Below are 22,815 nucleotides of genomic sequence, written 5' to 3' on the forward strand. Positions count from 1 at the left end.
ATTAATAATGGCTGTCCATATTACTTGGGCAGCCATTATTTTTTGGTTTTATGGAGTGGTAATGGCGACAGGAATTACTTTACCATTAAATAATTTTCCACCAGTTACCGCAAAATTAACAATCCATGCAGCCATATCTGTAGAGCTTACCGGAGAGGTAAAACCGGGGAATGCTTCTTTAAGCATAGGCGTATTTACCGATCCTAGCGCTACACAGTTCACGCTTATTTTGGATTCCTTCAACTCTTCGGCTAGGCATTCAGTCAAGACGGCTAGAGCACCCTTCGTGGCGCTATAGATGCTCAGTCCTTTAAATTTCTGGCTTCCTTGAAAACCTCCCATGCTGCTTATGTTCACGATATGTGGCGATGTGCCTTTTCGCATCATTGGGAGCAGGATTCGGGTTAGCTGTGCTGGAGCAAGAAAATTCACGCTACACATTTGCAATGCTTCCTCTGCTGTAATGCTTTCAAATGGTTTATTAATCAGGAATCCTGCGTTATTAATGAGAATATCAATATGTGGCAAAAACTGCTGAATCTTTGGCAGCAGTACCGTTTCGTACTGTGACACTTGTTCCAAATCGAAAACTATTGGGTAGAGATGTGCTTGAACATTCTTCCGAATACATGCGTTTTTAAGGTCTTTTAATCCTGCTTCATTTCTTGATATGGCCACAATATTATTATCACCAATTTCGGCAAAGCATTGCGCCATTTCAAAGCCAATACCTCGGCTTCCTCCTGTAATAAGTATATTCATGAGTATATGTATAAGTAATTTGTTCCTTTACCGTAATTATTTAAGTGGCTCAAACGGTATTAGCCAGTGCCAATCTACCCGAAAAAACTTTTCCCTCTGTAGCAAAGGTACCTGTCTTTTTTGTTTCTACCTTTATATCTTTAAAAATATATGCATTTTTTTGACCTGAAATAAGTTGTATTGGTGTTTCTTTTATGAAACAACCATTATGTATAAAGATGGTAAAATGTAGTTTAGGATGAGAAAAGTTTTTTTTTATGCTCTGTCGCTGTTAGCCTTTCTGGCCATCTCCAATCTTGGATTTGCCCAATACTATGAATCTGCCAATGGACCAAAAAAGCCAAATCGGTGGTTTTTTGGCGGAAATCTTGGTTTCTCAGCAGGTTCAGTAACCTATATCGAAGTTGCACCAATCGTTGGTTACAGGCTAACTCCAAAACTCGCGGTAGGAAGTGGCATAAAATACCAGTATTTCAATGATACAAGAGAGTCGTATGGATTAAGTAATTTTGAAACGCACGTTTACGGCCTTAACCTATTTAGTACCTATTCATTGCTCGATAATCTTGAAGAAACACTTGGTATTTCTGGAATTGGAGGTATATTGTTGCAGGTCGAATACGAAGGCCTTAGTCTTGAGCGAAAATACTTCGACTATCCCACCTTCCCCGAAAATGGGCGGATGTGGGTTTCAAACTATCTGGTTGGTTTTGGGATACGACAACCCATAGGCCAGCGCTCTTCCGTAAATATACTATTCTTGTGGAGTATCGATCCACCCAAAACTTCTCCGAATTCAAATCCTATCATTCGAATCGGATTTAACTTTTAGGCCACTTCGTTGTTATTAAGTCTGCACTGGAAAACTTCGAAAAATATTTTTTTTTAAGTTGTTTGATGTAAGGTTGATATGAATGATTAATGTCATTTTGCAGAAAGAATTATTAATTGTTTCTTTGCACCCAAATAATTAAGTAGTATTCAAAACAGATAAGCTAATGAATATCGGACAAAACAAAGTAGTGTCACTCAGCTATGAGTTGACTGTTAACGGTGAAGTTATCCAAACGGTTGACAATACCAATCCTATGACTTTTATGGTTGGTCGTGGTTACCTATTACCAAAATTCGAAGAGAATATCACAAACCTAAAAGTTGGTGATACTTTTGACTTTGCTATTTCCAGCGAGGAAGCATATGGTGAAAGGAATGAAGATTATACCGTTGAGTTACCAAAGGATGCATTCATGGTTGAAGGCGAATTCGACAGTGAATTTATTTTTCCAGGCAACGTAATTCCAATGGTTGATGCCGAAGGCAATCACCTAGAGGGAACCGTTCTTCGCGTTGAAGAGGCTATTGTTGCTGTGGACTTCAATCACCCACTTGCAGGTAAAGGCCTTGCATTTAAGGGCGAAATTGTTGACGTTCGCGAGGCTACTGCCGACGAACTTGAGCATGGTCATATCCACGGAGACGATCATTCCTCTTGCGGTTGCGATGACGAAGGTTGCGAAGGCGGCGGTTGTGGCGACAAAGCAGAAAAGGAAATGGGTGGCTGTGGTTGCGGCTGCGGTTGCAACTAAACCAACACACATAATATTTTTAGGCTGCCTAACTAGGCAGCCTTTTTTTTTCTATTTTGCCAAGGAAAAACTTAAGGTTATGGGAATAAAAAAAATGCCACTCTATACAAAAATCCTCCTCGGAATGGGGTTGGGCCTTGTTTGGGGAATTATAGCTGTATGGCTTGGGGCTACTGCGTTTAGTTCGATGTGGATTAAGCCCTTTGGCGTGATATTCCTCAATCTTTTAAAGTTGATTGCCATTCCGTTGATCTTTGTTTCTTTGGTTAAGGGGATTTCTAGTCTTTCTGATATTAGTCGTCTCTCGAGCATTGGCGTAAAAACACTTTCTATTTACATTGTAACAACAGTACTTGCCGTAAGTATTGGATTAATAGTTGTAAATATTGTCAATCCAGGTTCATTTTTTCCTCAGGAAAAACGCGCTGAACTTATTCACAAATACTCCACTGTTGTGGAAGAGAAGAAGGCAGAGGTTAAAAAAGTTAAAGACCAATCTCCATTAGCCATTATTGTGGATATGGTTCCCGAAAATGTTATCAGCGCTGCTTCGGATAATAGAAATATGTTGCAGGTTATTTTGTTTGCCGCTCTTTTTGGAGTGGCCTTGGCCCTTACTAAAGGAACCAACACTGGAGTCGTAATCAATTTTTTCGATGGATTAAACGACGTGATCCTCAAAATTATCGACATTATAATGCTTTTTGCTCCGATAGGGGTTTTCGCTTTGCTTGGTTCCCTTATCGTGGACTTTGCAGGGGAGAGTATATCTTCAGCTGGAGGCTTGTTTGTGGCACTCGGTCTCTATTCGCTTACGGTAATTATTGGTTTGTTCTTTATTCTTTTAATCGTTTATCCGATTCTTATTAGAATATTCGGAAAGATGAACCCTCTATTCTTTTTAAAGGGGATTTTCCCTGCTCAACTCGTTGCTTTCTCCTCATCCTCCAGTGCTGCCACTTTACCCGTTACAATGGAACAAGTAGAACGTGAGCTAAAAGTGCCAAAGGAAATATGCAGTTTCGTTCTCCCGGTGGGTTCAACCGTAAATATGGATGGGACAAGCCTCTACCAAGCAGTTGCTGCTGTTTTTATTGCTCAAGTCTTTGGAATTGAACTTTCTATGACTCAACAGCTAACTATTGTTTTTACCGCAGTGCTCGCCTCAATTGGTGCGGCAGGGGTTCCGGGTGCGGGAATAATCATGTTGTTAATAGTACTTAATTCGGTGGGGATTCCGCCCGAAGGGCTTGCGCTTATTCTGGCCGTTGATCGACCTCTCGATATGCTCCGAACAGTGGTAAATGTAACGGGTGATGCCATGGTATCTGTGTTTGTTGCTCGAAGTGAAAAGTTGCTTTAATCTGCAAAATCATCTATGGTTTTTTAGATATTGCCGCGTTTTTCTATTATAGTTATGTCGCTCATTTTTAGTTTAAAAAAAATAATGAATTGATGTTCTTGCTGTTATATTTTTATTTCTGAATAAAAGTTCGTATATTTGCATATGTTCATATGATTTCCCTCCGGTAACCAACCTTGAAGTTGCCAATGAACATGTTCTTTTTAATTAAAAATTAACGCTATGTTAACATTCCAAAAAATTAACAGCGACAAAGATTTTTCTGTTGTTACCCGCAATCAGTTTGTCGATTTCTTGTATATCCAACTCGGTGAATTTGGTGACGCCCCAGACGCAATTCAAAAGTGTATTGATTATGCTTTTTCCTCCGAGTCTGGAAAGGGTGGATTTTGTATGATTGCCTTCGATGAAGGAGTAATTGTTGGTGGTTTAATAATGAATTTTACGGGTATGAATAGTTTTATACCCCCAAATATCCTTGTTTACGTGGCTGTGGATATTAATCAAAGGGGAAAGGGGTTAGGTCGCCAACTTATCGATCACTCAGTAAATCAATGTCATGGAAGTGTTGCCCTTCACGTAGAGTACGAGAATCCAGCCAAAAAGTTATACGAACGGCTGGGATTTAAGTCTAAGTACGCAGAGATGAGGTTAAATCGATAAGGAGAAATTATGGCACAGTTAATCGTTCACACCAATCGTATCATTGCAAATCTCGAGAAAATTCAAAAGTTTCTTGAAAAAAATGATTTTTCCTGGACGCTCGTTACAAAAATTCTTTCCGGTCAGGAGGATGCTCTGCGGGCAATACTGTTGCATCCTATTGCGACCAAACTGTATAGTGTAGGGGATTCCAGAATTTCTGGATTACGGCTTGTCAAAGAAATAAATCCCGCGGTGAAAACAATGTACATTAAGCCACCAGCAATGGATGTGGTGAAATCAATAATTGACTACGCTGACATTTCCCTCAATACTTCCCTGCGTACCATAGAGGCCCTCAACAAGGCCGCCGCTGCTGCTGGGAAAATCCATCAAATTATTATAATGCTGGAACTTGGGGAGTTGCGCGAAGGTGTCCTCCGGGAGCGGGTTGTTGATTTCTATGCCAAGGTTTTCGATTTGAACAATATAGAAGTGCTTGGACTTGGAACAAATTTGGGTTGCATGTACGGAGTGCAGCCTACCTATGATAAATTGCTGCACCTTTCGCTCTACAAACAGCTGTTGGAGTTGAAGTTTAATAAGCAAATACCGCTGATTTCTGGCGGGAGTTCTATAGTTCTTCCCTTAGTTGGAAAATCTGCAATGCCTAAAAATGTAAACCATTTACGCATTGGAGAATCAGCGTTTATGGGTACAAGTCCTTGGGATGGTAAGCAATTTTCGACACTTTCCACTAAAGCCTTTGAATTTAAAGCGAATATTATTGAACTCGCATCAAAGAAAAATTTCCCCGACGATCAGCTTACTGATGGGAATATTGGTCACTTTGTAGACTCTTCAGGGGAAACCCAGGGGTTGACGTATCGAGCCATTGTCGATTTTGGTCTAATTGATGTTGATGCTTCCGATTTGGCGATAGTCGACGATAGTGTTAAGTTTGTAGGAACCACCTCCGATATGACCGTTTTTGATCTTGGCGAGGCCAAGGAAGGAAAGGTTCATGGACAATATAAGGTTGGTGACAGGTTAGTATTCACACCTTCTTACATGGGGGTTGCAAGGCTTATGAGCACTCGGTTCGTCGATAAGGTTATGCTTTAGTTTGGTTATTTTGAAGCATTTTTAAAAAAATCATAAATCGGTTCCTATTTTAATGCAGTATGTGAAAATAGAGTTTTGACCCATATAATTGATTAAATATTAAGTTTTTGACTATAAATTCCGTATTATGGAATAATGTAGATTATAGACAATGGTATTTAACAATATGTTTTAAAAGAGCGATACCGGTGGGTATCGCTCTTTCTGTTCCCAATAAAGACTACAAATCAGAATTATGGAGAGATTACTTTTCCGTGTTTATAATGGTTATAAACAAATTGCAGGTGGAGTTGTTAGTTGGTTGTAATTAAAATTGTAGCCAAATAATTCGTTATAAAATGTCACAATTCGAGCTTAAAATGCCTAAGATGGGCGAAAGCGTTGAGCAGGCAACCATCACTCGTTGGTTTGTAAAAGAAGGCGACACCATTGAAGAAGATGATGCTTTACTCGAAATTGCCACCGATAAGGTAGATTCCGAAATTCCATCACCTGTGGCCGGAACTGTATTGAAGATTCTCTTTAAACAAGATGACTTAGTGCCGGTGGGTGCTGTTATTGCCCTCATCGGAGACAGTGCATCGTTGCCAGATGCCAAACCTGCTGCTGAATCTACACCTGTTAGTCCAATTGTTAATCATGGAGTAGAACCTAAGCAGGACGGGTCAAAAGAGTTTAAATCGACCAAGTTCTATTCACCCCTAGTAAAGAATATGGCCAATCAAGAAAATATCTCTATTGAAGAGCTTGATGGTATCTCTGGAACCGGGAATGAAGGTAGGGTGAGGAAAGAGGATATCTTGACTTTCTTAACCAAACGAGGCAATGTTCCTCAGGCATTGAGCAATTCTGCGCCAACAAAATCGGATCAATCAGTAGCTCAAAAACAGCCAAAAGTAACGGTATCGTTAGGTGCAGAGGATACTATCATCGAGATGGATCGTATGCGCAAGCTTATTGCAGAGCATATGGTAAACTCCAAGAACATAGCCGCTCACGTTACTGCCATGGTGGAGGCTGATGTAACCAACTTGGTGGAGTGGCGCAATAAAAATAAGGATGCCTTTCAAAAGCGTTGCGGTACAAAACTCACGTTTATGCCAATGTTTACAGAGGCTGTGGCCAAGGCATTGCGCGACTACCCAATGGTTAATTCTTCGGTTGATGGTGAGAGAGTGATTGTTCGAAAGCATGTTAACATTGGTATTGCCGTTGCACTCCCTTCAGGAAATCTTATTGTACCTGTAATCAGGGATGCCGATTTAAAAAATATTGGTGGTTTGGCTACCGATATAAATACTCTTGCTGATAAGGCTCGTGAAAATAAGCTTTTGCCCGATGAAATTCAAGGTGGGACATTTACCATAACCAACTTTGGTTCGTTCCGCAATGTAATGGGAACTCCAATCATCAACCAGCCTCAAGTGGCCATTTTAGCAACAGGTACTATTGAGAAGAAACCGGCTGTATTAGAAACTCAGTTTGGAGATATTATTGTGGTCAGGCAGAAAATGTTTTTATCGCTTTCATACGATCATCGTATTGTAGATGGCGCATTAGGTGGTGCCTTCATCCGAAAAATTGCAGATTACCTTGAACAATTCGACCCATTAACCGCAATCTAGAACAAATCGAAATCATGGAAAAAAGAAATCAAAAACAATTTGGTATAAAACAAACTCCTAAGGAAACTTTGCGTCAATGGTTTTACCTGATGACCCTTGGGCGTTCTCTCGACAATAAGGCTCCTAACTATTTAAAACAAGCATTGGGGTGGAGTTATCACGCACCGTATGCCGGACATGATGGAATTCAGCTGGCTATAGGTCAGGCCTTTGATAAGGGGAAGGATCATCTTTTTCCCTACTATCGGGATATGCTAACGGCCATCTCAGCAGGACTTACCGCTGAAGAGATAATTTTAAATGGTATCAGTAAAGCAACTGACCCCGCTAGTGGGGGTCGGCATATGTCCAACCACTTTGCGAAACCTGAGTGGAATATCCATAATACATCAAGCTGTACCGGGAACCATACACTTCATGCAGCAGGGGTAGGACGCGCCATAAAATACTACAAGCATATGGGCGTGGCCATTAGTTCGCAGGGCGAATCATCTGTTTCGGAGGGCTATGTTTATGAGGCGATTAATGGTGCCTCGAACGAAAAACTCCCCGTCATATTTGTATTTCAAGATAATGGCTATGGTATTTCAGTCCCCAAGGCTGATCAAACAGCCAACCGAAAGGTAGCAAACAACTTTTCTGGATTTAAAAATATACGGATTTTCCATTGCAACGGAAAAGATGTTTTTGATTCCATGAATACAATGGCTGAAGCAAAGGTTTGGGTATTAGAAAACCAAATGCCTGCAATTGTTCAGGCCAACTGCGTTCGGATGCAAAGCCATTCAAATTCCGATAGGCATGAGCTTTATCGGGATAAAGATGAGTTGAGTTATTCGACAGATAATGATCCGCTTGCTAAATTTCATCGTCTTTTAGTTAAGTACGGCCGGTTTACAGAGGAAGAGCTTGCTGTCATTGAAGAGCAAGTTAAGGCAGAGGTTAAGGAAGCCCATAAGAAAGCAATGGCTGCTCCAGATCCCGCCCCTGCATCAATTTTTAACTTTGTGATGCCCGACGCGTACATTTCTGAAAAATTCCCGAATGGTTTACATCAGGAGCAAGGGGAGCCAATTAAGTTAATCGAGGCGATAAACCAAACGCTTAAAGAAGAGTTTCGTCACAATCCCGACACTTTTATATGGGGCCAAGATATGGCTAATAAAGAGAAGGGGGGTATCTTTAATGTATCCAAAGGGATGCAACAGGAGTTTGGTCGCGAACGCGTTTTTAATGCTCCAATTGCAGAGGATTACATAATGGGTACTGCCAATGGGATGTCCCGTTTTAACGAAAAAATACGGATTGTTGTAGAAGGAGCAGAGTTCGCCGATTATTTCTGGCCTGCCATGGAGCAATATGTCGAATCTTCACACGACTATTGGAGGTCCAATGGAAAATTTTCACCTAACGTTACCATTCGCTTGGCATCAGGTGGTTACATTGGAGGCGGACTTTATCACTCTCAAAATATCGAAGGTGCATTGGCTTCTATTCCAGGCGTGCGAATTGTCTATCCCTCTTTTGCCGATGATGCTGCCGGTTTATTGCGCTCAGCAATGCGCAGTAAGGGTTTAACTTTGTTTCTCGAACCAAAGGCACTATACAATGCGCCAAAAGCGGCAACGCCTATTCCTGAAGGATTCGAAGTTCCTTTTGGCAAGGCAAGGGTAAGGCGATTGGGGACAGATATCTCAATTGTTACCTATGGGAATACCACCCATATGTGCATTGAAGCTGCTGAAATTCTCGAAAAAGAAATGGGTATTTCCATCGAGGTTATCGATATACGCTCACTCATTCCACTCGATAAGGAGACTATCCTAACCTCGATTAAAAAAACGAATAAAGTTCTTGTTGTTCATGAAGACAAGGTGTTCGGCGGATTTGGAGGAGAGTTAGCCTCTGTTATTTCAGATGAAGCATTCGAGTTTCTGGATGCCCCCGTTAAGCGGATTGGTTCCACTTATACTCCGGTCGGTTTTAATCGGATTCTCGAAGCGGCCATCTTACCCAATACCGAAAAGATTATAGCAGCATTAAAAGAACTGAGTAAATATTAAACGATAAAGGATGAAAAAAATAGGTGTTTTTTATAGCTTTCGTTCCATCAAAACCGCTAAGATTGCCGATATAATTGTTGAAAAATTCGGCAAGGATAAGGCGGTGGCTGTTGATGTTGATCATGCATGGGAAAAAGATTTTCTAGCATACGATAAATTAATATTTGGGGTTCCAACTTGGTTCGATGGAGAGTTACCAAGCTATTGGGATGAGTTAATTCCAATGCTCGAGGATATTGATTTTAAGGGCAAAAAGGTGGCAGTCTTTGGCAATGGAAACCAAAAAGATTATGGCGAAAATTTTGGCGATGCCGTGGGCATCATGGCTGAGATAATAAAATCTGCAGGTGCCGAGGTTATAGGTTTTACGTCCACGGAGGGCTACTCCTTTGAATCCTCTAAGGCCGATATGGGCAACGAACAGTTTTGCGGACTAATACTCGATTTTGAAAATCAAATCAAACTAAACCTTCCGAGGATCGAACAGTGGGTTGATCATTTAAAACGTGAGATTTAATATTGTAAAGTATTCGTTTAAGCATATCACCCCTTACAAATAATCATTTGCAAGGGGTGATTTGCTAAAATACCTTTCACAATTTGATTTTAATCCCTATTTTTACCAGTGGTGTTGTTATACCCAACTTTATATTTACATTCGTTCGTTATATTTCCCAAGAATAGAAACATAATATTTAAGATATGAGTCCATATGTTGTTCAAGGAACAGGTGAAACTCCTGGTGTTGTTTTAGATAAAGAGGTAGGCCGATTCGAGTTCACAGGCAAGTCATTACCTGAAGATGCGAAAGAGTTTTATGGTCCAATTTTGGCTTGGTTTGACGAATACTCAACGGCCACAAATCCGCAAACCATTTTAAAAATGAAAATGGATTATTTTAACACCGCCTCGTCCAAAATGCTCCTTGAAGTATTCGAACGTATAAAAACCTTGCACGAAGCTGGAAGTAAGGTAGTAATTGAGTGGCATTATCATGAAGATGATGAAGATATGTATGATGCTGGCCAAGATTATTCCGATATGATCGGGGTTCCCTTTGAATTTGTTAGTCACCAACAAGCAATGGCCTAATTTTATATTAAACTTAATATCAATTAGATAGAAGGAGTGATGAGGGCGATATTTATTGAAGAGTCAGGTTCCACCCCTAAAATCGAATTAGATAGGGATTCTGGCGTTTTTAGAATTGTTGGTAAATCGTTTCCTGAAGATGTAAAAAGTTTTTACATTCCGGTGATTGATTGGATTCAGCAATATGTACAAGATCCTAATAATGAAACGCTGTTTGAATTTTCCTTAGAGTATTTTAATACTGCATCTTCCAAAATGCTCCTTGTTATGCTCAGTCAACTAAAGGAGATACAAAAACAAGAAAAGAAAATAACCGTTCTCTGGCGATATCCGGAGAACGATATTGAGATTGAGGATGCCGGCATAGAGTTCAGTGAGGTAATTAATATCCCATTCATTTTCCGTAGGGTATCCAATAGTTCTACTCTTTAGATTTTTTCCGATGAAAGACTTAAACATTCCTGCCACAAAAAATACACCCAGTATTATTTACGATCCAAAGTGTGGAGTTCTCGCAATCAAAGGTGTATGTCATCCCGAAAATGTAAAAGATGTATTTTTCCCGGTATTTGAATGGATTGATGAAATGAGCCAAGGGGATAGTGTATTCCCCAATGGTGTTTTTCGGGTTCATTTCTTTTTTCGGTATCTTAATTCTGCTTCACTTAAATATGTTGCAATGTTCTTGCAAAAGCTGAATCTGCTTGCATTGAATGAGATCCCAGTGGAAGTGGAGTGGCAATATGAGGCCGATGATGAGGATATGAAAGAGACCTGCCAAGAACTTTTTTCTTTTCTGGAACTAAAATTGAAATATTCACTAATTACGATTCCTTTTGAAAACTAATACATCATCTAGTATTCGTAGTCAGTTTACATCCACTCCAAAAATACCTATTTCCAGATCCTTCTACTATATCTGATTTTTGGTGTCTAAAATTGGGAGTAATAACAAAAAAAGAGACAATCAATTGATTGTCTCTTTTTTTGTGATCTCGCTGGGGTTCGGACCCAGGACCCCATCCTTAAAAGGGATGTGCTCTACCAACTGAGCTACGAAATCATTACTGTTTTTCCTTTTTGGCGATGCAAAGATACGGAAAAATATTTCTATTCTGCAAGTCTATAACCTAATATTTATTGGTATTTTATTTATTTTGTTGAGATTCAGTTTACTAAAAAGTGATTTTTTTTGCCTAAACCATTTATCTCTTGAAAAAGTCCTGTCTGGTAATGAATTTTGTGGAAAATATAGCTCCTCTTTTCATATCTCCCTTCAAAAAGAATTATCGCTACAATTCGATAATAATCTGGATGGTCCTATTGACCCTATTGTTGTAACAAAATATTTCCTTTGAATGGTTTGGCGCTAATCTTTGTTATTACTACTATTGCTTGATATTTTTGGTGAGCCCATAATTATGGCTGCTTTCTACTTTATTGGGAATGAAAATGAGAAACGGTATGGATTATTTGGGAAAAGTTGTGGTGATAACAGGAGCTTCCTCGGGAATAGGAATGGCTTGTGCCTATGAATTTGGGAGGAGAGGTGCTAAGGTTGCGTTAGGAGCTCGAAGTATTGAAGAACTTAAACGTATTCAAACCGATTTGGAATCGAATGGTATCTCTTGCTTCGTTTCTATGGTTGATGTAAGCAATGAATCAGATTGTAAGCAGTTTGCCTTGGACGTTTACACCGCTTTTGGGAAAGTTGATGTGCTCATTAATAACGCAGGGATTTCAATGCGTGCGCTTTTTAGCGATGTTGATTTAAGCGTGTTGCACAAACTAATGGATGTAAATTTCTGGGGAACCGTTTACTGCACAAAATATTTTTATGCCTATTTGCTTAAAGCGAAGGGAAGCATTGTTGGTGTATCTTCAGTTGCCGGAATTCATGGTCTTCCTGCTCGGACAGGATATAGCGCCTCTAAATTCGCTATGCAGGGCTTTTTGGAGACTATTCGAATTGAGAATTTGCACCAAGGGCTCCATGTAATGGTTGTTGCACCAGGTTTTACCGCATCTAATGTGCGAAAGAGCGCTCTTACTGCCGATGGAACCAACCAAGGAGAATCGCCTAGAGAGGAGACTAATATGATGACCTCCGAAGAGGTTGCCCACCGCATAGCAAATGGTGTCATCGCTCGAAAGAGACAGCTTGTAATGACTTTTGAGGGGAAGGCAACCCTTATCCTGAAAAAGTTTCTTCCTCGTTTGTTAGATCGAATTGTTTATAACCATATGGCCAAGGAGCCCAATTCTCCTTTTAAATAATAGACCCCATGCTAGCTAATAGGACTGAATTCCGAGTAAGGTATGGCGAAACCGATCAAATGGGGATTGTACATCATTCCGTTTACCCTCTCTACTTCGAAATGGGCCGAACTGAACTTTTTCGCCAGATTGGCTATCCGTATGGCGAGATGGAAAAGATGGGAATTATTATGCCTCTTAACGAATTGAAGGTAAAATACATTAATCCAACTCATTACGATGATTTGCTGATTGTTGAAACAACCATTACAAACTTTTCACCCGTAAAGGTTGTATTCTCCTATCGGATTATTAATTTGATAGGTAAACTATTTACTACTGGGGAGACTACCCTCGTGTGTGTTCACAAAATTACTGGAAAGCCAGGAAGATTACCCCTTGATATCTACACTATGATAAATAGTCTTTTTTCAGATGGCAACGCTCTATAGGTCTTTTTGTTTGATTTTTCTTGTCGGCATTCTTGGTTCATGTTCGAAAAAGGAACCTAGTCTTGAGAGCCTGATTAGTCATCTACGAAAGGATTTTTCAAATGAACACTTCTCCATTGCCCCATCGATGGCCTCTGTTTTTATCGATGAGACCTTGCCAGGTGGTTCTGAACTTAAAGCATTGATGGATGATCTAACTTCAATGGAGGTAATTGTTATTTCGCCTAATCATGGCAAAGCGGATAAAGGATTGGACCTTTTTAAAATAATAAATCGCCGATTAAGAAAGCAGGATTTGACTCTTTTGGGTCAATTCAGATCCGAGAAGGAAACCGTTGATGTCTGGATCGTTAAAATTGGCGAAATTACTGATTTGATGGTGGTTAATCAGAGCGAATCCTATCTGTATTTGGTTCACTTTAAGGGTACTATCAACGAAGATAATATTCGAGCACTGTTGCATCCCGAAAATAGGCCTATTTTGGAATACCTGTACAGGTTAAAAGCAAACTAGCCAGGCTTTACTCAGTTACAAATTCTCATGCCAACTAATCGAACTATATATATAGCGATCATTTTGGTTTTTTCTCCGAAAAATCGTTTATGTTTGTATAGTAAAATAAATTCTACAGAATATGAAAACAAGGATGTTTTTGACAATGTTAGTGGCTCTCGCCGCATTTTCTTCCTGTTCAAAAGATGAAGATCCTGCTCCTCTTACAAAAGAGCAAGCGAAAGCTGAAGTTGTCACTTTAAAAGCCAACTATGCTACCGAAATGAAGGCAATGGATAACAATGAGGGCGTTAAAGTTTTAGAGAGTTTTGACGGTCTTAATTTGCCTTTCGAACTGCCTGGTGGAGAAATGTCGCGTAGCCAGATTAACGCTTTCTATTCCAACGTGGAGCAGGTTAAAAGTAGCGATATCTCTTCGCTAAAAAGAAGTATTGGTGAGTACGACGATACATTCGTGTTTAAGGATTATGTAGGCACATGGGAATGGAATGGAAACACTAAAGAATTCAAAAAAACATCAACAACGCCATCCGATAAAATAGTGCTAAAGTTCCCATATCCAAGTAATAGCGCAACCAATAATGCTGTATACACTATTACCAAGAGTAGTTTTACGTCAGAATCAGATGGTGGTGAGTTTGCAGCTAATATTACGCTGAGCGGTAGTGAGGTATATAATATTTCGCTTTCTGCATCAGGTGGCAATTCTTTTTCCTCTCTCAACTATAATAGTAAGACTGTTTACACTTCACTAACCACACCTAAAGTTAGCTACGAACACAACAACTCAATGAACATTAGTGGTTCTGATTCAAAACTTTCAGTGAAAGCTTCCTATTCAGTGAAAAAGAATGGGGAAATTGTGTTGGCTGGTGATTATGATGTTACTTCATCAACAAGCAATAATGCAGCTACAGTTGTTATGAAGTCAACCCTTCGTATTGTAAATATTAAATTTGTGTATGAAGTTTCCTATAGTGCCAATTCTGGCGACGGATCAGCAAGTATGAATCAGAATATTAAAATGGGTGTTTATAAGGTGGATGGAGCAAAGATTGGTGACATAAAATACGAGAGTGTTAATGGAACTGTAGTTGCTATTTTCTACTATACCAGTGGTGAGAAGGTTCCTGCTCTGGAATTATTTGGTGACGTATTTAAGGCGTGGAATGATCTGTATGGTAAAATGCTTAAATTTTAGTTGATAACCTTTTTATTTGATAGTCGCTCCCTTGGGAGCGACTATTTTTTTGTCAAAATATTGCATACTAATTGCAATAGTTGGTAGTATTGATGCAGCCATTGATTTCCGTTCATCAAAACAGGTTGCAGCCATTTTGTATGGTCAACTTTATACTTTACTTTATATGACAATGTATTAGCCATTTTCAAGAAATCTTTTTAGAATCGTCTGCTTGATTATTCTTATCGCTTTTATTGTTGCGATAGGAAAATATAAACTAATGTTGTATTTTGCATTACAACCAAATTCGAAATATTATGAAACGTTTATTCTTATCGATTTGCGCATTAGTGTTTATGATTTCTGTGGCTAATGCCCAGCTATTTAAGTTTGGAATTAAAGCAGGGGTTAGTTCCTCCAGAATTAAGTTTGATACTAAGACTCTTAATAATGGCACCAATGATTATGAAATAAAATCAGGTGACGCACTCGTAGGTATGCACTTCGGTTTTGTAAGTAGAGTGCAACTTCTCGGTCTGTTCGTCCAACCCGAGCTCTACTTTTCTTCAACTGGCGGCGATGTTAAGATTAAGAACATTACAGCTAATACTGAAACTATTAAAAAGCAAAAATTTAGCCGAATTGATATTCCTGTGTTAGTGGGTTGGAAGTTTGGCCCTGCTCGGGTTGGCGTAGGCCCAGTTGCCTCCATCATTATTGCCGATAAAGCTGTTCTTAAGGAGTATACCGGGTATGAAGAGCAGTTCAATAAGGCCACTTTTGGTTACCAAGTTGGAGTAGGGTTGGATTTATGGAAGTTAGGTGTTGATCTTCGGTATGAAGGAAGCCTTAGCAAACTTGGCGATGGAGTTAAAATTGGTGGTCAAACCAGATCATTCGATAGTCGTAACTCTCAAGTTTTGGCAAGTGTATCTCTATATTTTTAGTTGATATATGGCTGTTAAACGCGTTCCATACGTCGTTTGAGTGTAGCCTGTTTTTACAAAAGCAACAGGATGAGTATTATTAATAGTATTGATATGGAGGCAAATTTGTTTGTAATAATTACAAGCATTATTGTAGTCCTATTGATCCTACTGATAATACTCATTTTGGTTGTAATTAAGTCAAGAAAAACTGTTCTTTGGCAGAAGAGCCTTATGGCGCAATTCTTTGACGATAACCAATCAAAAGAGGCTCGCATTCAAGAGTTAATGCTCGAAAAAAAAGGGTTAATACGAAAGCTTGGAGATGCTCGTGCTAAGGTCGATGAAGCTAATTTGTTGAAATCGAATTTTTTGGCAAATATGTCGCATGAGTTACGCACTCCAATGAATGGAATCATTGGTTTTACACAACTGCTTAGGGATGAATTAACTCCCGATAAGCGCGAACAATATGTTGGAATTGTTGTAGATAGTGGCGAACAGCTTGTTCAATTGCTCGATAATATTGTGGATATTTCCCGAATGGATGCTGGTGTGATTTCCTTTAATCGATCACCTTGTAACCTCGACGAGATGCTTTTTGATCTTTTTACCCAGTTTAATGAGATAAAATACAAGCAAGATAAGGATGATCTGATTTTGAGATTCTATAATTTAGCTGACGACCAGGTTAATATTATTAACACCGATTGTGTTCGATTACGCCAAGTTTTCTCCAACCTGATTGGGAATGCGCTTAAGTTTACTCATAAAGGGATTATCGAATTTGGTTTTACCAATAGTAGTGACCATGAATTACTTTTCTTTGTTAAGGATACCGGTATTGGCATTCCTGAGGAAAAACAGTGTATTGTTTTTGAGCGATTTCGTCAAGTAGAACAAGGATCAACCCGGAAATATGGTGGGACTGGTCTAGGGCTTTATATCTCCAAGCAGATAATCAATGGTTTGAACGGAAAAATATGGTTTGAATCCACACCAGAGCAAGGATCTATATTCTACTTTACTTTACCCTATGAAAGTGTTGAAATAAAAGAAGATATTTCATTTTTTCACACTACTCAAAGGGCCTTCTCTTGGGCCAATATGGTTATTCTTGTGGTGGAGGAAAAGGAATCGAACTATCAACATCTCGAGAACCTGCTTAAAGATACTGAGGCTACCTTAATTTGGGCAAAGAATGATGCGGAGACAATAAGCATGTGCCTCAATGGAGATGCGCCGAACATTGTATTAATGGATAATCAAATGTACAATGTTGATGGGGGTGAAACTATACAGGAAATTAGGAAGCATAAGTCTAAGTCTGAACTCCCTATAATCATTCACACGGATTATGCCCTGCCAAACGATAATCTTCAATACCTTGAGGTGGGATGCAATGATTATATTGCAAAACCGATCAATCAGGAAGCCTTACTCAACAAGATTGATCGGTTTCTTTCTAAAGCCTAAAGATTGTTTACAGCCTTTCTTAGCTTAACTAAGCGGGTAAGAAGCCATTCCAGTTTATCCAGATGTAACATATTTGCACCGTCCGACATGGCAATTGCTGGATTCGGATGCGTTTCTAAGAAGAGACCATCTACTCCAACCGCAATTCCGGCTCGTGCAACAGTATCAATTAAATCAGGCCGACCTCCGGTTATTCCTCCAGCTTGGTTTGGCTGTTGTAGTGAATGTGTAATATCCAATATTACGGGCAATCCGGTTTTTTGCATTTCAGGGATTCCTCGGTAGTCAATAATAAGGTCTTGGTAGCCAAAGGTGGTTCCTCTATCGGTTAGCATTACGCGATTATTTCCCGTTTCAAATACCTTTTGAGCAGCAAATTTCATTCCTTCAGGACTAAGGAATTGGCCTTTCTTAATATTCACAATTTTCCCAGTTCTTCCTGCAGCTTCAAGTAGGTCAGTTTGGCGACAAAGAAATGCCGGAATTTGAAGAATATCCGCATATTCCGCAGCCATTGCTGCTTCATCGGGGTTGTGAATATCGGTGACGATAGGCACATTTAACTCCTTTTTTATGCGTCCAAGTAGCTTTAGCGCCTCCATATCCCCAATTCCTTGGAATGAATCCAACTTGGAGCGGTTGGCCTTCCGATAGGACGCCTTGAAAACAAACGGTATTTTTAATTTGTCGGTTATCTCCTTTATCCTGAGTGCAGTATTGTAGGTTATCTCTTCTGTTTCAACTACACACGGCCCAGCTAAAAGGAAAAAGTTACCACTGTCGGTATTTCGTAAGTTTGGTAAGTCGTAAAGCATATCGTTTTTTTTTTACAAAATTAAGAAAACTAAAATGAATACTTTCCCTTCCACAGGCTATTCTGCTTCAGTAGTAACTCTTTTTCCTTGCTATTATTCCCAGGGTTGTAGAATACCGTTCGAGATATCTTCTCTGGAAGATACTCTTGATCAGCAAAATTGCCATCAAAACTATGTGCGTATTGGTATTCTTTACCGTAGCCAATATCTTTCATTAACTTTGTTGGAGCGTTTCTTAAGTGGAGTGGCACAGGTAAATTTCCAGTTTCACCAACTTTTTGAAGCGCAGCATCTATAGCTATGTAGCTGGAGTTGCTCTTCGGGCTAGTGGCAAGATAAATTGCAACTTCCGAAAGAATAATTCGAGATTCGGGCATTCCAATTACATTAACAGCCTGAAATCCATTAGTTGCCAGAAGAAGCGCGTTAGGATTCGCTAATCCAATATCTTCTGAAGCCGATATTATGAGCCTTCGTGCAATGAATTTTGGATCTTCTCCGCCTTCAATCATTCGTGCCAACCAGTATACGGCTGCCTGAGGATCGCTGCCGCGAATAGATTTGATTAGTGCACTGGCAATATCGTAATGTTGCTCGCCATTCTTATCATAAAGAGCAATATTCTCTTGAAGGCGACTAGTTACGATAAGGTTGGACACGATTATGGTCTCTTCCTCGGAAGCTCCAACAACAATTTCAAGGATATTCAGGAGTTTTCGTGCATCGCCTCCTGCAAATCGAAGTATTGCATCGGTTTCTTCAATAATAACTGTCTTTTGCTTAAGGAAAAGGTCTGTGGTAAGCGCTCTTTCGAGCAATTTGAGCATGTCCGCATCTTCCAGCGACTTGAGTATAAATACCTGACATCGTGATAATAGTGGCGATATTACCTCAAACGATGGATTCTCTGTGGTGGCTCCAATTAGAGTAACAATTCCTTGTTCAACTGCACTTAATAGGGAATCTTGTTGGGCTTTATTAAAACGATGGATTTCATCGATAAATAGAATTGGTGGTGCTGAGTTGAAAAATTGCAGTTTTTTTGCTTTCTCGAAGACCTCTCTTACCTCTTTTACTCCAGAATTAATAGCATTTAGGACAAAAATATTGCGGTTCAGCTCGTGGGCTACTAATTTTGCCAACGTAGTTTTACCAACACCTGGAGGCCCCCAAAGCAAGAATGAGGGAAGGTTTCCCGATTCAATTGCTCGGCGAAGAATGGCACCTTTACCCACAAGATGCGCTTGGCCGAGGTAATCCTCAATCTTTGTTGGCCTTAGCCTTTCGGCTAACGGAGTTTGGTTATCCATTTTTTTTGTGTAAAAATAGTATATTCTCCGATTTCTTACGAACCATATTATAAGGGTTACTGTTAATTCAGAAGAAATTAATACATTTCAGCAAATTTTAAACAAACCTGCTATGAAAAAGAAAACCTTCTTACTTCGATTAGGGCTGATTGGCTTGATCGCCTATACACCAATGAGCTTGGTAGCCCAACAGGATGTTACTGCTTTTTTAAGAGTGAGCCAACAGGATGCAACCAAGCTATCTGAAGCTTATTTAAGGCCGTTTGGCAAGGGATTGGGATGGGGGTTGAGTGGTAGTTGGTATAATAGCGGCAAGCCTCATAAATTGGGTGGTTTTGACCTTACATTCTCTCTTAATACTGTTATTGTTCCTTCATCGGATAAGAGTTTTGACGTAAATAGTTTAGGACTAAATAATGTTTCTCTTGTAACTGGTCAGAATTCCTCTTCTCCAACTGTATCGGGTGGTGGAAGTGGACCCAAAGTGAAGTATAATGGAACGGTTGATGTTGGAGGAGTTCCTGTTAACCAGAGTGTTCAGTTTACCTTACCTAGTGGTGGGAATTTAAGCGCAATACCGGTTCCCATACTCCAAGCTGGTGTTGGACTACCTTTTCATACCGAAATTGTGGGGCGCTTTGTTCCTAAAACTGATATTCCCGATGTTGGCAACGTGAGCTTGTGGGGTATTGGTATTAAAAACGAATTTAAAGAGCTTATACCGGGCATAAGCCTGCTTCCATTTAGCCTTTCGGCCATGGTTGGGTATACAAGCTTTAATTCGGATATAGATATATCATATAAGCCAGAGGCTTCGGCACCAAGTGCATCCTACTACAATGATCAAATGCTTAATATTAAATCTTCGGCTATTGCCACTCGATTAATTATTTCAAAATCGATACCTGTTCTTACAGTTTATGCTGGCTTGGGATATAATATCACCAAAACTACAATGGATTTAAAAGGTAATTTCCCGGTAGGATTGGAGCAACAAGGCGGGAATGTTGTGGTATCTGGAAATCAAAATTGGACTGATCCATTTAGCCTTTCCTTTAAGAATAATGGAGTTTCTGCTAATGCAGGGATTCGTATAAAACTTGCAATTATTGCCTTCCATATTGATTATACCTTGTCCAAATACTCAACGGTTAATGCGGGTATTGGTATAAATTTTAGATAGTTATAATTCTTGATCTTTGCAGTAAGACAGAATGGCATAACAATTGAATATGAAAAAAGAGAGGGTGTCAACGACACCCTCTCTTTTATTTATGAGTAAAATCCGTTATGTTATGAGCTATCTTAAGTATTTTGTAGATCTTTCGATTCTCATCATATATTGGAGTGTAGGTCTCCAAAAAGGTATACGTTTCATTGTTAACTTTCAGCTTTGTAGTTTCCTTCTTTATAACCCCTCGGCGTAAATCATTCCAGAATTTGTCGTATTCTTTTTTCTGTTTTGCATCAAGAACAATATTAGCCGAGTGATGCTCTCCAATGACAGCTTCTCTGGGTTTATTGAGCACGGCAACAAAGGCGTCATTTACGCTAGTTATTCTGCCATCGAGGCTATATTCAACTACGTAACTGGATGCATTGAGCGCATTGATTAGCGACTCCATTTCACCTGTTTTTCTTGCAGCTTCCTCCTGGGTTGCTTGTAACTCTTCCATGTTTTGTCGCATCTCCTCTTCTTGAGACGCCAGCTCCTCCGATTGTTGCCGTGAGGCCTCGAGCAGTTCCACTGTTCTAATGTTTATCTTAACATTCGAAAGGGTGGCTGCAATAGTTTCACCAATTTTTTCAATAAACTCAACAACGTAATCTTCTATTATCTCCAGTGAGGCTATTTCAATTACACCAAAGACATCATCATTCAACGTTAGAGGCACTAAAAGGAGGCAGGTTGGTGATTTCTCTCCCAATCCAGAAGCAATAGTTATGTAACCCTCTGGTATTTCCGTTAAGTAAATTGTTTCCGACTCTTGGGCACAACGTCCTACAAGGCCTTCACTTATTTCAACTCGCTTTTCTAAAAACTTTCGCTTATCGTATGCGTAGCAAGATTTTAGTTCTAAGTACTTATCGGAGGCGTTATCTTCATTCTTTAGAAATAAGCCACCCAAATTGCAGTTGCTATACTTAACTAGGTTGGATATTACTTGATAGGATAATTCCTCTAGGTTGTTGTTATTTTGTCGAAGGATTTCGGCGAACATTGCGAGCCCTCTTGTGGCCCAACTATGCTTTTCATCTTCCTGCCGCCTCACTTCTTCTTGGTTTTTTGAATGGACTAAACTCTTCTGCATCTCTAGTAGTGCCTTACCAAGCATATCGTTTCTACCCAAACTTTGGTAGTTGACCTCAAGATTTCCCACGCCAATCTCCTTTGCAAACTCTGTAGTTTTCCCTAGACCCTGTATTAAGGTGTTTACAGATGTGCTTATATCCTCAATCTCATCACCGGTATTGGCTTCTAGTAGGTTGTTTGTATCAAATTCCCCTTTTGCTAAACTTCTGATTACGCTTATGGTCCTTACAAGGGGATGGGTAATGTTATAGGCCAATACCCACAAAACTCCCATCAAGAGAAGGAATCCAAACACTCCAATCATTAGGCTATTTCGAAAAGCGATATCTGCCTCTTTAACAAGAACTTTCAGGGGTGCAACTATAGCGATAGACCATGGTGTTTTCGATTTCCCAATAAATATTGGTGCATAGGAGACATAAACAGTCGAGGCAAGTGAGGAATCGAGGGTTGAATAGTTGAAGGCTTTTCCTGTTTTAATCTGTTCTGAGATATTATTCAGGCTATCCAGTAAAGGCATTACTTCCTTGATCTTCTTTCCAACTAATTCTCGGTTTGGATGCGCTACAATTGCTCCATCGTTCGATACTAAGTAAGCGAAGCTGTTTTCAAAAGGTTTTATGCTTTCTACAATTGGCTGGAATCGTTCAAGGGAGAGATCCAATCCAAAAACTCCCAAAAATCTATTATTTTCAATCAGTGGCACACAAACAGAGGATTCTAAGATAGGTTTTCCTCCTTCTAAATAGGTAAACCAATAGGGATTAAGAACTGTTTCCTCTTTAGATTGCTTCATTAAGAAGTAAGCTCCAGTTACATTATCTCCATCCAAATTTAATATTTCTTCCTTATACCGAAGTGCATTATTTTCCCACCAGAAGGTATAGCGTTGGCGTCCATAATCCTTTTTATAAGTGGAATCAAAGGTGCTAATCTCAAAGTTAACCCATACCGAGAGAAATTCTGGATTTTCAACCGCTACTCCTTCGAGGGCACGCTTAATGCTTTCAACCTGCTGGTTCTTGGGGATGTCTTTGATTTTGGAAAGGGAATGCGCTAGGCCTCGGGTCATGTTCATATCGACATTGAGGTTAGCCTTAGTCAGATTTGCATTTTCACGAGCATAGGCATCCGCAATTTCCTTCGCATCCTTGAGGGCAAGGTTTTGTAACTTGGCGCTCATGTACCCCATGGAGGCGGTATATACGATTGCAGTAACCGTGAGAATAGAGAGCAAAAGCTTTGTTCTAATTTTTAGCTTGATTCTCATTGGATTGGTTTGTTGATTGTTTCAGCCACCAAAATAAGCAA

Annotated in this window: 22 protein-coding genes and 1 tRNA gene; 18 read left to right on the forward strand and 5 right to left on the reverse strand. The window is 39.7% G+C overall.

Features of this window, described 5'->3' with window-relative positions:
- Positions 1–48 precede the first annotated feature (48 nt).
- Positions 49–762, reverse strand: coding sequence for an SDR family NAD(P)-dependent oxidoreductase (locus BLS65_RS04445; protein ID WP_092436287.1), 714 nt, complete (start codon positions 760–762; stop codon positions 49–51).
- 238 nt (positions 763–1,000) lie between these two features.
- Here BLS65_RS04445 and BLS65_RS04450 point away from each other — a divergent pair, with 238 nt between their 5' ends.
- From BLS65_RS04450 to BLS65_RS04500, 11 genes are all read left to right on the forward strand, one after another.
- The gene (locus tag BLS65_RS04450) at positions 1,001–1,594 is read left to right on the forward strand and encodes a hypothetical protein (RefSeq protein ID WP_092436289.1); all 594 of its coding nucleotides are present in this window, start codon (positions 1,001–1,003) and stop codon (positions 1,592–1,594) included.
- 166 nt (positions 1,595–1,760) lie between these two features.
- On the forward strand, positions 1,761–2,348 hold the full coding sequence (locus BLS65_RS04455) for an FKBP-type peptidyl-prolyl cis-trans isomerase (RefSeq protein WP_092436291.1): 588 nt from the start codon (positions 1,761–1,763) through the stop codon (positions 2,346–2,348).
- Positions 2,349–2,427: 79 nt separating this feature from the next.
- Complete coding sequence (locus tag BLS65_RS04460; RefSeq protein WP_092436400.1) at positions 2,428–3,711, forward strand: dicarboxylate/amino acid:cation symporter; 1,284 nt, start codon at positions 2,428–2,430, stop codon at positions 3,709–3,711.
- 222 nt (positions 3,712–3,933) lie between these two features.
- Positions 3,934–4,374 (forward strand): GNAT family N-acetyltransferase, encoded by a 441-nt coding sequence (locus tag BLS65_RS04465; RefSeq protein ID WP_092436293.1) that lies wholly within the window; start codon positions 3,934–3,936, stop codon positions 4,372–4,374.
- Between the two features lie 9 nt (positions 4,375–4,383).
- Complete coding sequence (locus tag BLS65_RS04470; RefSeq protein WP_092436295.1) at positions 4,384–5,478, forward strand: alanine racemase; 1,095 nt, start codon at positions 4,384–4,386, stop codon at positions 5,476–5,478.
- 338 nt (positions 5,479–5,816) lie between these two features.
- Positions 5,817–7,103, forward strand: coding sequence for a dihydrolipoamide acetyltransferase family protein (locus BLS65_RS04475; protein WP_092436297.1), 1,287 nt, complete (start codon positions 5,817–5,819; stop codon positions 7,101–7,103).
- Positions 7,104–7,117: 14 nt separating this feature from the next.
- Complete coding sequence (locus BLS65_RS04480; protein ID WP_092436299.1) at positions 7,118–9,166, forward strand: alpha-ketoacid dehydrogenase subunit alpha/beta; 2,049 nt, start codon at positions 7,118–7,120, stop codon at positions 9,164–9,166.
- 10 nt (positions 9,167–9,176) lie between these two features.
- Positions 9,177–9,683, forward strand: coding sequence for a flavodoxin (locus BLS65_RS04485; RefSeq protein WP_092436302.1), 507 nt, complete (start codon positions 9,177–9,179; stop codon positions 9,681–9,683).
- Positions 9,684–9,868: 185 nt separating this feature from the next.
- Positions 9,869–10,258: a DUF1987 domain-containing protein gene (locus BLS65_RS04490; protein WP_092436304.1), complete on the forward strand. Its 390-nt coding sequence runs from the start codon at positions 9,869–9,871 to the stop codon at positions 10,256–10,258.
- A 39-nt stretch (positions 10,259–10,297) separates the two neighbouring features.
- Positions 10,298–10,690, forward strand: coding sequence for a DUF1987 domain-containing protein (locus BLS65_RS04495; RefSeq protein ID WP_092436306.1), 393 nt, complete (start codon positions 10,298–10,300; stop codon positions 10,688–10,690).
- 10 nt (positions 10,691–10,700) lie between these two features.
- Positions 10,701–11,105, forward strand: coding sequence for a DUF1987 domain-containing protein (locus tag BLS65_RS04500; protein WP_092436308.1), 405 nt, complete (start codon positions 10,701–10,703; stop codon positions 11,103–11,105).
- Positions 11,106–11,248: 143 nt separating this feature from the next.
- Here the strand turns inward: BLS65_RS04500 and BLS65_RS04505 are convergent.
- Positions 11,249–11,321: transfer RNA gene (locus BLS65_RS04505), tRNA-Lys, on the reverse strand.
- Positions 11,322–11,710: 389 nt separating this feature from the next.
- Between BLS65_RS04505 and BLS65_RS04510 the strand changes: the two genes are divergently transcribed.
- From BLS65_RS04510 to BLS65_RS04535, 6 genes are all read left to right on the forward strand, one after another.
- Positions 11,711–12,535 carry an SDR family oxidoreductase gene (locus tag BLS65_RS04510; RefSeq protein WP_244500661.1) on the forward strand — a complete coding sequence of 275 codons (825 nt, stop codon included), beginning with the start codon at positions 11,711–11,713 and terminating at the stop codon, positions 12,533–12,535.
- Positions 12,536–12,543: 8 nt separating this feature from the next.
- A complete protein-coding gene (locus BLS65_RS04515) occupies positions 12,544–12,966 on the forward strand; it encodes an acyl-CoA thioesterase (RefSeq protein WP_092436310.1) in 423 nt (140 codons plus the stop codon).
- A 10-nt stretch (positions 12,967–12,976) separates the two neighbouring features.
- The gene (locus tag BLS65_RS04520) at positions 12,977–13,480 is read left to right on the forward strand and encodes a DUF4252 domain-containing protein (protein ID WP_170829997.1); all 504 of its coding nucleotides are present in this window, start codon (positions 12,977–12,979) and stop codon (positions 13,478–13,480) included.
- 121 nt (positions 13,481–13,601) lie between these two features.
- Positions 13,602–14,681 (forward strand): hypothetical protein, encoded by a 1,080-nt coding sequence (locus BLS65_RS04525; RefSeq protein WP_092436314.1) that lies wholly within the window; start codon positions 13,602–13,604, stop codon positions 14,679–14,681.
- A 299-nt stretch (positions 14,682–14,980) separates the two neighbouring features.
- Entirely contained in the window at positions 14,981–15,610 is a 630-nt protein-coding gene (locus tag BLS65_RS04530; protein WP_092436316.1) for a porin family protein, read from the forward strand.
- A 69-nt stretch (positions 15,611–15,679) separates the two neighbouring features.
- Positions 15,680–17,065 carry a hybrid sensor histidine kinase/response regulator gene (locus BLS65_RS04535; RefSeq protein WP_092436318.1) on the forward strand — a complete coding sequence of 462 codons (1,386 nt, stop codon included), beginning with the start codon at positions 15,680–15,682 and terminating at the stop codon, positions 17,063–17,065.
- Here the strand turns inward: BLS65_RS04535 and kdsA are convergent.
- Both kdsA and BLS65_RS04545 read right to left on the reverse strand, forming a co-directional pair.
- Entirely contained in the window at positions 17,062–17,880 is an 819-nt protein-coding gene (kdsA, locus tag BLS65_RS04540; protein WP_092436320.1) for a 3-deoxy-8-phosphooctulonate synthase, read from the reverse strand. The two genes, BLS65_RS04535 and kdsA, sit on opposite strands and share 4 nt — an antisense overlap.
- 29 nt (positions 17,881–17,909) lie before the next feature.
- Positions 17,910–19,190, reverse strand: coding sequence for a replication-associated recombination protein A (locus BLS65_RS04545; RefSeq protein WP_092436322.1), 1,281 nt, complete (start codon positions 19,188–19,190; stop codon positions 17,910–17,912).
- Between the two features lie 112 nt (positions 19,191–19,302).
- Here BLS65_RS04545 and BLS65_RS04550 point away from each other — a divergent pair, with 112 nt between their 5' ends.
- Entirely contained in the window at positions 19,303–20,373 is a 1,071-nt protein-coding gene (locus BLS65_RS04550) for a DUF6588 family protein (protein ID WP_092436325.1), read from the forward strand.
- A gap of 85 nt (positions 20,374–20,458) precedes the next feature.
- On the opposite strand, the gene BLS65_RS04555 is transcribed toward BLS65_RS04550, so the two are convergent.
- The gene (locus tag BLS65_RS04555) at positions 20,459–22,774 is read right to left on the reverse strand and encodes a cache domain-containing protein (protein ID WP_092436327.1); all 2,316 of its coding nucleotides are present in this window, start codon (positions 22,772–22,774) and stop codon (positions 20,459–20,461) included.
- Positions 22,775–22,815: the final 41 nt, after the last annotated feature.

Origin of the sequence: Williamwhitmania taraxaci, assembly GCF_900096565.1 — a bacterium.
Lineage (GTDB): Bacteria > Bacteroidota > Bacteroidia > Bacteroidales > Williamwhitmaniaceae > Williamwhitmania > Williamwhitmania taraxaci.